The following is a 16,079-nucleotide window of genomic DNA, read 5'->3' on the forward strand; positions in this document are numbered from 1 at the left end:
TGTTTAGCCTCCTATGCCTTTTGAAAGATCTGCTTTTCCCCACTTCGTTGCCACAAAATGCGTTATCATGATTAATGCGATAATAATAATGACGATAGCGTCCGCATACTGCTGATAGCCCTTCTCTGCGTAGCGGAACGTAAGTGTCGTTAAGGTGCTGGTCTTCGGCGTGACGAGCAGAATGATCAGATCCAGCTCCTTCATCGCACTTATAAACAAGAGCAGGAACGCACTGATCAAGCCCTTGCGGCTGAGCGGCAGCATAATCCTGAAAAACCGCAGCATGAACGATGCGCCGTGCAGCTTGGCTGCCTCCTCAAGCTCTCCGCTGATCTGCAGCATCGTGCTGGTTCCCGATCGCGTGGCGAATGGCAGCTCCTTAACTATCGTGATCAGAATTACGATCGACAGGGTTCCATATAAAGCCGGCAGCAGAAAGTGAGGCTGAGCAAACATGGACAGATAGATCGCTGCGAAGGAAATACCCGGAATCAGGTAAGGCATGAACGATAATTGCTCAACAAGTCTGGAGGAGAGCGCCTTTCTTCCCTTCGAAATCACATAGCCGAATATAAGTCCCATCACCGAGGCAACAGACGCAGCAGCCAATGCGATAAGCAGTGAATTTTTTAAGCCCAACAGAATCGAATCGCTCTTCAGAATACCTACCTCGCCGGAGGCAATCGAGAAATCCGAATCTCCAAACCAGTAGTGCGTGGTCAGGTTGCTCAAGCTGTAGTTGCCGTCCTGCAGCATAAACGTTTGCCAGAACAGCAGCAAGAGCGGGAATATACCGGCAAGAAACATAAACAGAAAGACCAGCATGACCGAAGGAATTTTCCATATGCCAAGCGGGTTCAGATTTTTCCGTGAATCCTTGCCGCTTATCGTCGCATAACTCTTTCTTTTGCCAATTGCACGCTGATTAAAGTAAATCGTCAATGCGGAAATAATGATCAGAATCAAGCTTAAAACATAAGCATCCGAGATCATCCGGTTTTTCATACTGCCGTACAGCATCGTGGCAATCGTATAATATTTGACCGGAAGTCCGAGAAATGCGGCGGCGCCGAAAGTACCCATACTTTTGGAGAACGTTAGAATCAATGCCGATAAAATGGCCGGAAGCACGAGCGGAAATGTAATTTTGCGCAAAATCGTAAACCGGCTCGCTCCGAGAATATCGGCTGTTTCCTCCAGACTGCTGTTGATGGAGCTAAGGGAAACCGCAATAAGCAGGTAAAAGAACGTATAATAATGACCAACCAGCACGATCGAAATCGGTAAAAACCCGTAAGAGATCCAATCCGGTGGATTAATACCAAATACATACTGCAGCATCCCCTGTGTGCCGCCAACCCGGTCATTTTTGAAAACGATCAGCCAGGCAAACGACTTGATCCACGAAGGAAGCATGTAAGGAATGATGGCCAGAAACGCAAACGTTTTTTTGAACGGCAGATCTGTCCGGGTTACAAGCCAGGCCAGCCCTCCCCCAATGACCATGGAGAAAAATGAAACGAATACAGCAATATTAAACGAATTCAACAGCGGCTTATAAAAAATCGATTGACTGATATCGCTGTACAGCACGTGAAGCCAATGATTAAGCGTAAGATTGCCGGGTACGGCTTGCGGATTGGCCCGGATGTCCTCAGGATGCCAGGTCATGGTATGGGACACGATCTCCCACATCGGAATAACGATCGTATAGCCGAGAAATAAAATCGCAAAAATGCTAATTAAATGCAGTGGATTTGTAAAAATACTTTTGAGAATATTAACAGCTCGAGTCATCGTAAACCTGGAGGCAGGTCTCGAATATTCTAGTTTGCTCACTGGCTATGCACCCCTTCTCAGCCATGGGCTGATCCTATGTCGTCTCATGATGTGGCCTCTTTCAATCTGTGGACAGATGCCAGCACATGCTCACCGAGAGATTGATCCTGATCAAATTTGTTCATGGTCAGCTCCAGATTGTACAAGCCTGAATAACCGACCCGCTGAAGGGCATTCACGTACAGCTCCAGAGGCAAGCTCCTGCGGTCTGTCAAAGGATTGTGAGTTCCCGTTGCTCCAAGTCCGTGAATATGCGTGTGGATAACCTTTTCCAGAAAAGCATCCGGCGGAAGCTGCTCCAGATAGGTTTCCGGCGGAAGCTTCAGACCGTGCGTATCCATCAAATTCGAATAAAAATGCCCCATATCCCACGTAATGCCTACATGTGGACTATTCACCTCTTCAACAATTCGCAGCACACCGTCTATCGAATCGCCCGGGTCTACCTTGCTTGACTTCTTGCGGTTATTTTCCACAGCAATTCGCAGAGGAAGCTGCTCGGCATCGATTATCGCCACCCATTCATGCAGCAGCTTGACAGTTTGCTGATGCAGTTCCTCTTCGACACCAGTCTTGGCGTCAAAAGCATGAAGCGCCATGGTCAAGCCGGTTTGGTATTTAGGGTAATTGGTTAATACGTAGCTCATCGACGGATAAATCTCGGCAAAACGACTGCCCGCGAAATCGCCCGCCACATGCCCATGAATCGACAGCTGCAAGCCGGCATTCCAGATTAACTGGATCACTTCCCGATAAGCCGATTCATCGGCACCGCGAGGAAGGATGCGAACCTCAATCGAACCCACACCTGCGGTCTTTAAAACATCCAGCAGCTTCTCTACGTTGTCATAATGCGCAATCAGGTCATTCGTGCTGTCCTTGCTTGCCTTGCCCAAAAATACGGGGGCCTGAATTGAAAATCCCAGCATATTCCTTCATCCCATCTCTCTTGGTTTTTGATCTTCTTATTGATTCTTGATCCAAAAGTTCACAACATCCTGATATACCTTGTAAAATTTCTCGCTATCGTACTGCCATACGTTCAGCTCATTAATATTTTTGCTATTCTTATGCTGAACATCGGTGCGTGTCATCCAGGAGCCTACCTCGTTAAACGGTACCGTTCCTTCACCCTTGCCGTCGGCCTCACCAGCCATCCAGCGGACCAGCAGCTTCGCAGCATTAGGATGCGGTGCCTTGTTGCCTACAAAAAGCAGCCCTTCATCCACCACCGACAGCTTTGGCTTCAAATCCCATATAATGTCTGCCTTCAAGCCTTTTTCCGACATCTTCCGAATATCGCCGGATACCCCGATAAATACAGGAGCCGGTTTGTTAGGTGCCGCTTTACCCACTGCATCCTGGCCGTCCCCGCTGCTTTTGACCAAAATCACGTTCTTATAGAACTGCTGCAAAAATTCATAGCCTGCGTTTTTGGTGCCATTCAGCACGATATCCTTGCCAAATTTTTCTTTGTACGCCTTGGCCATATCCTCTGAATTGACCACAAAGGCAACGAACATATCCATCTGGGCAGGAGACTGGAGCGGATCGACCATCAGCACTCTGTTTTTCCATTCCGGTGTGGTCAGGTCCCACCAGTTGTTGACAGGAGGCGTTTTATTTTGCTCGGTGTTGTAGAACAACGTACGGAATTCAAAGTAGGGCACGAAGGCGATCCCTTCGCTTTTATAAGGCTCAATAATTTTGGCTGCGATGTCACTTGGCAAATACTTGAACAGCATCCCCTTCTTCACCAGCTCCTCTTCGATCGCCCCGCCTACTTCCTTCGTTAAAACGAGATCGGCATTAAAAATTCCGGCTGCCTGCTCGCGAATGACCTTATCCATAATGACATTGGATTTTAAATCGAACGTCTCGACATCAATGCCTGGATATTTCTTTTCAAAAGTTTTTTTAACGTCATTGATTCTGCCAGAGGTGGAGTATACCGACACTTTCCCTTCCTTCTTGGCCTTTTCATACAATTCTTCGACGGTTTCTGTTTTGTACAAGCCGGCGCTTTCTGCCCATTCCGATTTGGGAGCTGCTGCGGAAGCTGCTGGGGCTGCAGAGGCTGCTGCGCCTCCGGCTGGTTTTTCATTGTTGACTACGGGAGCTGTATTGCTGCAGGCGGCTAGCGCGATGGTGAAAGTCATTAATATGGGAAGAGCATTTCTTGTTATCTTCATGAAATTATCCCTGCTTTCCATTTTTTCATCCTTAACCCTCACTGCATCTTCAACCAAAACTCACGAAACTTCACAAAATTTTTATAAAAATAATCCGAGTCATAATTCCATACCTTCAGCTTGTCGATTGATGGTTGATCAGTTCGGCCATTATCCGTCCGGGTTGACCAGGAGCCCATGACATTAAAGGGCTTGAAGCCATCGGATTTGCCATCCGCCTCGCCTGCCATATAACGAATCATTAATTTGGCTGCATTCACGTTCGGTGCTTTATCAGCAACATACAGGTACGAAGGACCAACAACCGAAATTTTCGGCAATACATCATATGTGGCCGCAATACTGAGCTTCTTTTCAATGACATCTCGTAATTTACTGGATGCCCCAATACCGATTGGCGGCTTTCCCTGCGTCGAGACACCAACGGCTTCCACAACCTCATCGCTGGATTTCATCAAAACAGGATCATTTTTGAGAAAACGTTTAATAAATTCATATGAGGCGTTTTCCGTTCCCTCCAGTACAATATCCTTGCCGAATTTCTCCTTATAGGCCTGCTTCATCTCATCCGAATGCTGGATCATGGCCAAAAACAAGTCCATCATATCCGCAGAGTCTATCGGATCATTCATCAGCACCTTGCCCTTCCACTCCGGCATTGTCAGGTCCCACCAGTTCGTAATCGGCGACGTTTTATATACATCCGTATTGTAGAAGATCGCCCGCAAGCTAAAGTAAGGCACCAGGCCGCTGCTGTTGCTTTTATAAGGCTCAACCATGTTCTCGGACAGATCCTTGGGAATGTACTTATGCACCAGCTTTTTCGTTGTCAGCTCGGTCGTAACCGCTCCGCTGGCATCCTTGACGAATATCACGTCCGCGTTATAAATTCCCGCTGTCTGCTCACGAATGACTTTTTCCACGATATCATTCGTTGACATATTAAACGCTTCCACCTTGATGCCTGGATACTTGGCCTCGAATGTCGCCTTTACATCCTTAATCCGGCTGGATTGGGAGTAAACCACGACCTTGCCTTCCTGCTTTGCTTTGTTGTAAAGCTCATCGACCGTTTCCGTCTTGTTCAAGCCGTTGGTCTCAGCCCATGTAACTGCCGCGCTGACATCGGTTTTTGCTGAAGATTTATTGGCTGTATCTGCTGCTTTGGTGTCTGTAGATTTGGGGTTACAAGCAGTAAGCGCTATCATTAAGGATAAAGCAATCAAGCATGAGCCATAAGACTTTCGCTTTTTCATGTATACCTTACCTCCGATTGATTAACGAACCGATTTACTGCTGCATCAACCAAAAATCACGTAATTTAGGAGAATTCTCATAAAAGAATACCGGATCGTACTTCCACACATTGAGCTTTGCCAACGGCAATTCCTCCACAGGTGTAACATCGGACCTTGTCGGCCACGATCCTGATAAATTAAACGGCTTCAAGCCTGCTGACTTGCCATCCGCTTCCCCAGCCATCCAGCGTATTAACAGCTTGGCTGCGTTGGGATGCTTCGATTGGTCGCCGATATACAAAAGCGCCTGCTCAACCTGCGATACCTTAGGCTTGACATCATACGAAACACCGAGCTTGAGCCCCTGGCTTTGTCCTTCCCTAAGCTTGGTGGAAACCGCTAAACCGATAGGCGGCTTGGCCTGACCTGTCTTACCGACCGCTTTTACAATATCTCCACCGGAGTTGGTCAAAATCAGATCATTTTTGGACAATCGTTTAATAAATTCATAGCCGGCATTAGGGGAGCCGTTTAATTCAATTTCCTTGCCGAATTTCTCTTTGTAAGCCTGCTTCATGTCATCGGCATTTTGAATCATCGCCAGGAACAGGTCCATCGTATCCGCTGATTTCATCGGGTCGCTCAGCATGACTCTGCTTTTCCATTCCGGTGTTGTCAGGTCCCACCAATTCGTTACAGGCGGTGTCTTGTATACATCGGTGTTATAGAAAATCCCTCTGACTTCGACGTAAGGCACCAAGCCCTCGACTTGACTCTTGTAAGGCTCTGGCATTTTGGCTACCAGATCGCTCGGCATATACTTGTGCACAATCCCTTTCTTCAGCAGCTCCAACGTGAACGTACCGCCCGTATCCTTCGTAAAAACGACGTCAGCATTGTAAATGCCTGCGCCATGCTCCCTGATCAGCTTCTCCAGCATATCGACGGAGCTGACATTGTACGCTTCCACCTTAACGCCGGGATATTTGGCCTCAAACGAATCCTTCGTATCGCTGATCCGGCTTGACATGGAGTAGATGACTACCGAGCCTTCTTCCTTGGCCTTGGCGTACAGCTCATCTGCTGTTTCTGTTTTATTAAGCCCTGCCTGTTCCGCCCATGCGGACACAGTGCCTGCCTGGCCTCCCGTTGCACCTTTGTCAGAGCCGCTGGCTGCCGGATTCGCTGTATTGGAGCCGCATGCACTTACCATCAATACCGTACTGCACAGCATCACCGCTACAGCCGATTTGACCGTGAATCTCTTTTTCAAATTCATTGTACTGCCCTCCTTTTAGGGTTAAGCGCTTAATCTAAATGTATTTACAATTCCATATAATAGGCTCTATCAGGAATTCGTTTCCTCAAGCCATTGTGACCACGATTTATCAAATTGATTACCGACATGCTCTGAACAATACGTATAAAATGACTTCATGAATGCCAAACGTTCCAGTGCCGCGCCATACTTATAGGTTTCACTCGGATCCATTCTTTGAAAATCCCTGCCACCGATCAGAACTTGACGTTGTGTTATGGTCTCGAAATCTGCCGTATCGGCATTCCTCAGCATATCGTACATACAGAAGAAGGAACTGGCTCTCCCAACCCCGCCTCTGCAATGAAAATGCAGCCATACATCCTTGGGCAGTGTCTTCACCCACTCCACATAACGGTCAACTTCCGCATCGGAAGGACGGTGATGATCCGTGACGAAAAATCGCTTGTAGCCTACCCCCTCTTGCTCTGCCAGCTGCTCTTCACTCATAATCAGCTTAGGCTCGTGCACAGGTCCTCCGATATCTACCGATTTCCCTTTGACCTGATCAAAGGTTATGGAAGGCTGTGCTCTCAAATCGTCCAGCAGCTGCTGCTCCTTGGAGAGTACTTCCTCATTACTCATCCCTTTGTTGGCTCCATTATGCAGGCCGAACCAGTTAACAGCCATTCCGTTGACGAAGCCGTGATTTTCCTGACGCAAGTCAACAAGTATAATGGGAACGTCGCCAATGCTCTTTTTCATCGTTTGCAGCTGTCGCTGCGAATACTGACCACTTGCAGACGCTTTCAATTCAGTAAAACCTTGCAGGTCAGGAAGCATGTTATCGTCTCCGCTGATCTCTGAGGTACACATCCGAAATCTTTTGGGCAAATCGTCCTTATCATTATCCCTCTCTACAACTAAATAAACACCGTATTCCTCTGCTTGCACATTTGTATGTTCAGGCACGAGCATTCTCCTCTCATGAATGTATTTCTTCTGAATCCTCCAACCAAACCACAAGTAAGCGTTCTCATTTCGAGCAAATGAGGGGGTGCCCTCCGGCACCTTATTATCTTGAGCGGACTTGAGCTTCCGAGCAGGTTTGCCGGATAACCAGATTTGTATCCAATAAAATGGATTCCGCTGTCAATTCGTTGGAAAGTAACATCTCCATTAGCAGTTCTGCCGCTTTCCTTCCCATTTCCTTACGAGGCTGGGCAACCGTGCTGAGCTTAATCCAATGCAGGTTTGCTACCTCAAGATTATCAAAGCCAATAACGCTGATCTGTCCGGGAACGGAAATGTTATGCTCAGCCAGCCACTCCAATGCGCCGATTCCAAGCAAATCGTTGGCTGCGAACACGGCTGTCATTGATGGGTATTTGTCCATTAAGCTGTCCATCGCACGGTATCCGCACTGCATGGTCCTTCCATCAAAGGTCACGCCTCTCGGATCAGCTTCAAGTCCGCGCCTGTTCAAGCTATCCATGTAACCACGATATCTTTCTTTACCTGTGAAGGAATATTTTGGCATCCCTATAAACCCGATTTGGGTATGGCCCAGTGAAAACAAGTAGTCCATTGCATGGCAAGCACCTTTGTAATGATCAACGTCGACAAAAGGCACATTCAAGCCCTGCGGAGGTCTTCTGCGAAGAAAGACAACAGGTATGTTCAAGCGATGCAGCAGTTCAATAGCTTCTTCATCCAGAAAATCCGGGGTTACAATAATACCATCCATCTTCCGTTCCAATACGCTGATCAGAAATCTTTTCTCCTTCTCAGGACGTCTGGACGTATTCACGTAGACCACTTGATAACCACTATCTGACAATACTTCTTCAACATCATGCGCCATTGCCGAAAAGAAAGGGTCCGTGATGTCGGGGATCATTAATCCGATCGTATTCGATTTTCGCTGGATTAAGCTTCTAGCTACAGCGTTAGGTGTATAGTTGAAGCGCTTCATCGCGTCAAGCACTTCCTGCTTCGTCTCCTGACGTATATCAGGGTGATTATTTAATGCTCTGGATACGGTAGAGACGGAAATCCCCAGCTCTTTTGCTATGTCTTTTATCGTCGGCATCATCATTCACTTCCTTTTCGGTAACGTTTCCGGTAACGTTACCGAAATTGTAAAACAGAACCCCGTATTTGTCAATTAAAACTTGATTTGCACTTACACCTAAGCTGTACGGACTTATAATTCCACTCAAAATGGATGAGTTCGGGCCGGCAGCGTATTCTCTGTTTGCATAAGCCTCTGCAGCAGCTGCCAAATCAGCTCGGCCTGAATATCCTTATAATCGGGCTCGCCCCATACATTGTTCAATTGCAGCGGGTCTTTATTCAGATCATACAACACACCCTCCTGCCGGCTGCTCCACAGGGTTAAGCGGTAATCCTTGCTGCGATATGTTTTTTCAAAAACTTCGGTCGTATTTATGCGTGAAATCTCCATATTGATTTCCACCAAGGCGAAGGGTGTACGCTCTTCATCCAACTCCCCCCTCAGCAAGGGCAGCAACGATCGGGCCTGCATCGATTGCGGCTTCATGCTGTTCGTTAAGTCGCAGATGGTTGGAGCCAGATCGAACAGTTGAACGACATCGTCAATAACACGCGAATTCCCCTTCATATCCGGAGTTCGAATTATCATTGGAATTCGTATGCTTTCATCCTCCGATCTGCCCTTGCCCCAACGGCCCCAATCACCGAGAAACTCTCCGTGATCGCTCGATAACATTACTGTTGTATGCTCTGCAAGTCCGGATTCGTCCAAATAATGAAGCAGTCTTCCGATACAATCATCAACATGGGATACCAAAGCATAATAAGCGGCTTTTTTGCTGCGTATAGCAGCCTCGTTCTCTGGAGTAACCTCACAGTTTCTGGGTAAAGACAGGCTGTTAGGATCATATTTATTGGCCCAATCCGAAGGTACGATAAAAGGTGAATGGGGATCAAAAAAGCTCGCCCACAGCATAAAAGGCGTACCGCCATGCTCGCGTAAAAACTCGATTGAGGTGTCACTCACCCATCTGCTGTGTGAGACTTTAGCCGGAAAGCTGCCTTCTGAGGACAAATGATCCGTTCCATTTCTTACTCTCGAAGCACCAGGCTCAATTCGAACAGCCTTGGCATATTCAGGGTAGTGCCGTTCCACCCATTGGGTATAGGGATCCCGATAGGTCCCTCGCTCATCGGTCACCTGAAGCGTTCGATAGCCGTAGCTGGGATGCGGGGAAGTATGATCACGATAAGTATGATTCTGCACATGCAGCTTGCCAATATGCGCGGTATGATAGCCACGCTGACTTAATATTTGGGGAAAGGTCACTTCCTGCTCAGATAGTCGCACACCACCTCCCCGGACACCATGCGCATGAGGGAATCTTCCTGTCAGCAGCGATGATCGGGCAGGCATACAGGCTGGCGCATTCGTAAAAGCATGAGTGAAACGGGCCCCTTGGCTGCTGAGCCGATCGATATGCGGAGTTTCAATTTCATGATTGCCGGAGCAGGATATCGCATCCCAGCGCAGTTGATCAACTGTTATAAGCAATATATTCATGGTGACTCTGCAACCACCTTTCATATGAGCGAAGTGCAGCTTTTCACACTCATCTCGGAAGCAATAGCCCAGTATTTAACTGGATTGAAATATGTAGAAATATATAATTGGTAACGTTACCGGAAACGTTACCAAAATCGTAAACCAAATTCCCTTTTTTGTCAATTTACTTTTATACGTTATTTTTCCCACGCGTTTTATGATTTGCTAGTAGTTATTCCTCGCCTTTTTCATTTTTCTCAACTGCTGCTCCCAATGAACGCTTACCGAAACGGTCTATGCCTTCAGGAAGATGTACAGGCACTTCGCTCAGCACACTGCCGTCATCCAGACGCTGCCAGGTTTCAAAGCTGCGCTCTCCTTCGTGAAGCTTGATCACCCGCGCTCCCCGTGGAAAATCCTCAGGAGCTTTGCCGCTGAACCCGCTCAGTCGTGAATAACAAAGCCGAATGCCATGCAAATCCCCATAAAAATCATTGAGGTGGTCATGTCCGACAAAGGTACCCATCACATCGCCCATTTCTACCATGGCTGCAAACAAGCCTGAATTGATTCGAGGACTGTCTATGCCTTTGTTCTGGCTTCCATAGCAAATCCGAAAATCCCATATTTCGTTGTATTCGGGAAGTGGAATATGAAAAAAAGCCAACGCTGGCAGCGGACTACCGCCATTCCTCTCGGTCATTGCCGCTGATTGCTGCAGGTACCAGTCAATCTGATTTCGGTGGACCCATGTCGCACCTCCAAAGGGCATCTTCGTCTTGGCACCTGTATCGAGCAAGTACAACAAGGCGGAAGTTGCCTCAGACCGACTTCCAAGGATAGGCAGCACATAATTGGATAAGCCCTGAATATGTGAGGGTCCAGTCTCGAACAAGCTGTTAGGGAGCTGCTGTAAAATATCAACCAGCTGATCAGGCTCCACCTCCGCCTCCAATTCGTGATTGCCAAATACAAATGCCCAAGGTATCCCGCTATCAGTTATCGCTGATAACGCCTGTCTGAATGCGCTCAAAGGCTGAGGCGTTTCTTTCTTGTGAATAACATCACCGGTTATGACGATAAGGTCCGGCTTTTCTGCAGCAATAACCTCACGTATTAAGGCATCCGAGCGCCAATCGTTAGCGCTTCCATCCTTCCAGTGGATATCGGTGAACTGAACGATGGTAAAACTTCCATCCTGACGAAATTGCAGCTGTGTAGACATGATTGTTTCCTCCTAAAAGTTTTGAGTAGCTTAACTGACTTCGCAAGCTTCCAGATCCAAGTCCGGTGAATAAGTCTCCGCTGCGTGGTCAAGGTGTTCCTCCGATTACTGTTATCTCCAGATTTTCAGATTATTTCGTAAGCTGAACCCCACTCCTTTCCTTGAAAAAGCACATGCCACCCATCACCAGAACTGAAACTGCGAGGCAGAGGCTCCACGGCAGCAGCGGCATGCCTCTGGCTTGCCCCAAATCATAGAACCAGCCGCCAAGACTCGTACTGAGTGCTCCGCCAAGTGCCATCGAATACCCGTTAAAACCATAATAGGAGGCAATGAGCCGGGGTGGAGCAAACATTTGCACCACATCCAGCATCAGGGGAGCAGAGATCATCGTGCCAAGCGCAAATAACACAGAGGCTATACAGAGCATCAGCAGTCCCTTCGATAAGCCAAACAGCATAAGTCCGATTCCCATCAGTAGAGCGCCCAAGCCAATCAAAATAAATCGGTTTGGATAGCGCTCAAAATAACGGGTCACAGCCAATTGAAAGCATATAACGGCTCCTGAAACCGTACCATAGACATAAGCGACACTGGAGGGATCTCCAGTAACAGATACCGCAAGCCTCGGAATGGTGAGGAATAGCTGCATATATAAATAAAAATAGCCGATCAAAATAAGGGTATAGCCAACAAACGGCGCATCTCTGAGAATACTGCCGATATCTTTACGAAAATGACTTTTTGTGATTTCAATGTCCAACGCGGGCAGCACGATATAGATGTATATAGCTAGAAACAAAAATACCGAACCCGCAAAAATCCCCAGATAATGAAAATCTACCGCAAGCAGCATGCTGCCCATTAACGTAGAGGCGATGATGCCGATATTAACAATCATATTTTTCAATGAAAAAAGCTGCTTGCGATGTGCCTCAGGCGCTAATCTGGCAAAGGCAGCCTGGATCGCAGGCTCAAAGAGGGCTCCACCCAAGCCCGCGACTATAGCGGCGGCAAAAAAATGCCACGGATACAGACTAACCGCAAAAGCCATAAATCCAATGGATCGCACAGCCAGACCCAGAACCATCGTTTGCTTGCAGCCCCACCGATCAGCCATCAATCCTCCCATAAAGGTCATCCCCTGCTGGGAAAACTGGCGCACGCCGAGCATAACGCCTGTTAGTGCCATCGACCACATCAAGCTGCCTGTCAGGTATAGCGTCAAATAGGGAATTAGTGCATAAAAGCCCATGTTCATCATAAAAATCGTCACATACAGCATCTTAATCTCTCGTGGTGCAATCGCCCATATTTGAAACAATGTCATACGCGGATTCCATTCCTTTCCCACAGCCTGTTCCAGAAGGGTAGAACCATCTATTATCCATATGCTAGCAATCTTTCTAGCAATGAACAACTATTATATGAGTTTTTATTTTAGTAAACGACATTTTTCTCCAAATCTATTATAATGGTGATATAAGGTTTAAGAAAGAAGATGATTTCATGCAACCTAAGATTATTGCCATAATTATGCTTATGCTCTTGCTCGTACTTACCAGCTGTGGACACCCTGTTGAACCTGCTCCAGCTGCTGCGGTTCCTGCGCCCATCGCGGAAAATCAGCCTATTGAAGGGCCAACACCTGTCTCCGCATCAGCACCGACACCCACGCAAGCCCCTGTTGTCATTGGCCCAGCACTATCCGTCAGCCAGACCTACAACATTAAGGAGCATGTAACTTATTCGGGTGCCCGCAGCAACCAAAAGAAGGTCGTAGCCCTTACTTTTGACGATGGACCTGATTCGAAGTATACGGATCAAATTCTCAATCTATTAAAAAAACAAAATATAACAGCAACCTTCTTTGTCATAGGAGAGCATGCTGCTGCTCACAAAGACGTCATGAAGCGAATCATTAGCGCTGGACATGAGATTGGCAATCATTCATGGAGTCATTCAGACCTGACCAAGCTCGATGAGCGGCAATTGGAAGCGGAAATTGACAAAACCGATGAAATCATCCAAAGCTTAACGAATCAGCCAACAACATTACTCCGACCTCCATATGGAGCATTATCGCAGCAGGTAGTCGAATACGCGGAAAAATCGCATAAAATCGTTAACTGGTCGGTGGATTCCAGAGATTGGGAGGGTATTTCCACGGAACGGATATTGCAAAATATAAAAAAAGAAGTGAAGCCCGGCGCGATTATATTACAGCATTCGGCTGGTGGTAAAAATGGCAATCTGTCCAACACGGTCCAGGCGCTGCCGCAAATCATTGCTTATCTAAAAGAACACGGCTATCAATTCGTGACGGTCTCTAACCTGATTTCACAGAACGGGCCTACCCAATAACAAAGGAATCCAGGTGACTTGATGAAAGCTGAATACAAGGTTCTACGGAATAATATTCATAATAATCTGTGGAACGGAATTGCCTGGTCAATCGGATTCAACTGTGTGACTCCATTCATTGCCGTGCTTGCTGCCCGTTTAGGCGCCACAAACAATGATTATGCCCTGCTTTCTTCCATTCCTGCCTTATTTACCATTTTGCTTGTTATACCAGCTTCCATTATTATCGGGCGCTTTCACAAACAAAAACGGATCATTGCCAGTATAATCATGATCTGCCGTTTGTTTTATTTTTTGTTAATATTCGTCCCCTACATGGGTGTGTCCTCCATAACGGCATTGATTTTATTGGTTGGCCTCTACAATGCTACCAATTCGGTTATTGCCGTAGCATGGCAATCGATGATGGGCGAGATTATTCCCGCCAGCTACCGCAACCGGGTATTTGCCCAGCGTAACATGTGGACGGGATTGTGCGGATGCCTGGTTGCTTTTATTGCAGGCTGGGGCATCGATAGTCTTACTTATCCTTTTGGTTATCAGGTAGCCTTCTCCGTTGGCTTCGTATTTGCCTTCGTTGAAACGTGGTATTTTATGAGACTTCGCATACCGAGTGAAGAAATCATTCCCCACAATCAAATTATTGAACAGATCATCCCGGATAAACAGAGTCTTCAGTCCAATAGCTGGATCGATCGGTATAAGCTGAATCAGGGAAGAACCTACTATTTGTTCTGTGGAAGCGCGATCGTATATATATTTGCCTGGCAGGCGGCTTGGCCGATCTACGCCAAAATCAAAGCGGATACGCTGCTCGCCACCAATACAATGATCAGCATCGACGTCATTGCAGGGGCACTTGGCGCCCTGCTCGGCTATCGCTTATTTGCCCGTTATGCCGATCGCAGAGGCACGGCCTGGACCGTATTTGTCTCAGCATTGGTGCTTGGACTTACCCCTTACTTCTGGCTGCACGCCCCCAATATGAATTGGGTCTATCTGTATGATTTTATAGGCGGGATTGCAACAGCCGGCTTTCAGCAATCGGTCTTTAATCGGCTGCTGGAAATTGTCCCCGAGCAGGGCCGACAAAGAGGCATCGCGATTTATACGACGTTATCGCAGATTTCAGCTATATTTGCTCCAATTGTTGGTATGAAGCTGTTTACTGTGGTTAATTATGACACGAGTATGACCTTAATAGGCACCTTCCGTGTGCTTGGCTCCTTATGCTTTCTACTGATCGTCACACCCAGGCTTATGCGCTGGGCAGGTGCCGGCAGAGCAAAAAGTGTGGAATAAGCAAGCTGAAATAGGTAACAAAAAGAAAGGACCCATCCGTCTTTATATGACGAACGGGTCTATTTTTTTACCATTTATTTACATTAAAATATTTTGCAGATAAGCCTCCACCCCTCTGCAGGTGGTTGAACAACATATTTGGACAGCTTGCCCCCATTGGTTTCTATCGCCATTAGAATCCCGTCAGCTACAGGCAGCACATGATGGATTTCCCCATCCGGTACAAGTTCATTGGCAAGAGTAGTTAATGCGGGAATCAGCGCTTCGTCAAGCCAAGTTCTTTCTTGATACCATCTTGGTGGCGGAATAGGTGCCGGATAACCCTTAACAGGAGCCTCAAGTTCAATTGCCAAGCTGTGCGGATCGCGGGAAAGCTTACGGTCAGCACCTATCGCTGCCACGAACCTTAAATAAAGCTCAATCGTATTGAGGATCTCCGCGTAATCCATCGTCCCATTAGCATAACGAATTTCCACAGTGCCGATATCAAACCAAGCTGCTGTATTGATTCCAGAGCGATGAGATTGTGGACGTCCCCGATGGCGAACTGCCTTTGAACCTGGATTTATAACAAACTCATTTCGCATCTCCGAAGTAAGCGAAGGGCAATACAGCAGCCGATGCTCGCTGGTACGCACTATTTTTTGAATAGCCTGCTGATACAGCAGCGCTGCGTCGATTAGCGGCAGCACAATGTCTTGTCCCCATGGCTCCAAACCAATATGAACATGAAAACCACAGCTCCAATTTACTGTAGCACCTTGCTGCTGCAGCCGGTTCAACATGATTCGTATTTGGTCTCTATCCTCCCACAGGATCGGTGGTGGTTTAAGTTCACTGCCTGACTCAGATCCTGTCTCGTCTATCTGAAGTTCATCCAAGGATATAACCCAATCAGGTAAAAGCTCCAGGCCTTCCGGATTACCACCTACAAACTCAATCTCAATGCCAAATTTCAGGGCTTTCCAATCCACAGATTTAGGCCACATCGCTGTCATCCTCTCCTTATCTTATTGAACAGGTTACAATAATATATAGAAGAGGTGGACCACGAGATTAACGGGGAATTTTTTCTCTAAGCATCGCCATTCCTCCTGAC

At 47.2% G+C, this 16,079-nt stretch carries 13 protein-coding genes; 2 read left to right on the top strand and 11 right to left on the bottom strand.

All coding sequences use genetic code 11. The annotated features are described in order from the left end of the window. Positions 1-3: 3 nt before the first annotated feature. The 10 genes from NST47_RS27720 to NST47_RS27765 all read right to left on the bottom strand — a co-directional run bounded on the left by NST47_RS27720 (position 4) and on the right by NST47_RS27765 (position 12,644). Positions 4-1,839, bottom strand: coding sequence for an ABC transporter permease (locus NST47_RS27720; RefSeq protein ID WP_218638997.1), 1,836 nt, complete (start codon positions 1,837-1,839; stop codon positions 4-6). A 44-nt stretch (positions 1,840-1,883) separates the two neighbouring features. Then, a complete protein-coding gene (locus tag NST47_RS27725) occupies positions 1,884-2,768 on the bottom strand; it encodes a sugar phosphate isomerase/epimerase family protein (RefSeq protein ID WP_341158003.1) in 885 nt (294 codons plus the stop codon). Between the two features lie 36 nt (positions 2,769-2,804). After that, positions 2,805-4,031 carry an ABC transporter substrate-binding protein gene (locus NST47_RS27730; RefSeq protein ID WP_341158004.1) on the bottom strand — a complete coding sequence of 409 codons (1,227 nt, stop codon included), beginning with the start codon at positions 4,029-4,031 and terminating at the stop codon, positions 2,805-2,807. A 38-nt stretch (positions 4,032-4,069) separates the two neighbouring features. Continuing rightward, the gene (locus tag NST47_RS27735; protein WP_341158005.1) at positions 4,070-5,287 is read right to left on the bottom strand and encodes an ABC transporter substrate-binding protein; all 1,218 of its coding nucleotides are present in this window, start codon (positions 5,285-5,287) and stop codon (positions 4,070-4,072) included. Between the two features lie 34 nt (positions 5,288-5,321). Then, positions 5,322-6,548 (bottom strand): ABC transporter substrate-binding protein, encoded by a 1,227-nt coding sequence (locus NST47_RS27740; RefSeq protein ID WP_341158006.1) that lies wholly within the window; start codon positions 6,546-6,548, stop codon positions 5,322-5,324. 69 nt (positions 6,549-6,617) lie between these two features. Beyond that, on the bottom strand, positions 6,618-7,499 hold the full coding sequence (locus NST47_RS27745) for a hypothetical protein (protein WP_341158007.1): 882 nt from the start codon (positions 7,497-7,499) through the stop codon (positions 6,618-6,620). A 103-nt stretch (positions 7,500-7,602) separates the two neighbouring features. Then, positions 7,603-8,619, bottom strand: a complete 1,017-nt coding sequence (locus tag NST47_RS27750) for a LacI family DNA-binding transcriptional regulator (RefSeq protein WP_341158008.1) — start codon at positions 8,617-8,619, stop codon at positions 7,603-7,605. Positions 8,620-8,745: 126 nt separating this feature from the next. Then, positions 8,746-10,107: a sulfatase family protein gene (locus tag NST47_RS27755; protein ID WP_341158009.1), complete on the bottom strand. Its 1,362-nt coding sequence runs from the start codon at positions 10,105-10,107 to the stop codon at positions 8,746-8,748. Positions 10,108-10,321: 214 nt separating this feature from the next. Beyond that, positions 10,322-11,314: a metallophosphoesterase family protein gene (locus tag NST47_RS27760; RefSeq protein ID WP_341158010.1), complete on the bottom strand. Its 993-nt coding sequence runs from the start codon at positions 11,312-11,314 to the stop codon at positions 10,322-10,324. Positions 11,315-11,444: 130 nt separating this feature from the next. Next, entirely contained in the window at positions 11,445-12,644 is a 1,200-nt protein-coding gene (locus NST47_RS27765) for an MFS transporter (protein ID WP_341158011.1), read from the bottom strand. 179 nt (positions 12,645-12,823) lie between these two features. Between NST47_RS27765 and NST47_RS27770 the strand changes: the two genes are divergently transcribed. Both NST47_RS27770 and NST47_RS27775 read left to right on the top strand, forming a co-directional pair. After that, entirely contained in the window at positions 12,824-13,678 is an 855-nt protein-coding gene (locus NST47_RS27770; protein ID WP_341158012.1) for a polysaccharide deacetylase family protein, read from the top strand. Between the two features lie 21 nt (positions 13,679-13,699). Then, positions 13,700-14,980 carry an MFS transporter gene (locus tag NST47_RS27775; RefSeq protein ID WP_341158013.1) on the top strand — a complete coding sequence of 427 codons (1,281 nt, stop codon included), beginning with the start codon at positions 13,700-13,702 and terminating at the stop codon, positions 14,978-14,980. A gap of 83 nt (positions 14,981-15,063) precedes the next feature. Here the strand turns inward: NST47_RS27775 and NST47_RS27780 are convergent, their stop codons facing one another. After that, positions 15,064-15,969: an amidoligase family protein gene (locus NST47_RS27780; protein ID WP_341158014.1), complete on the bottom strand. Its 906-nt coding sequence runs from the start codon at positions 15,967-15,969 to the stop codon at positions 15,064-15,066. Positions 15,970-16,079: the final 110 nt, after the last annotated feature.

The organism is Paenibacillus sp. FSL H8-0034, assembly GCF_038000305.1.
GTDB lineage: Bacteria > Bacillota > Bacilli > Paenibacillales > NBRC-103111 > Paenibacillus_S.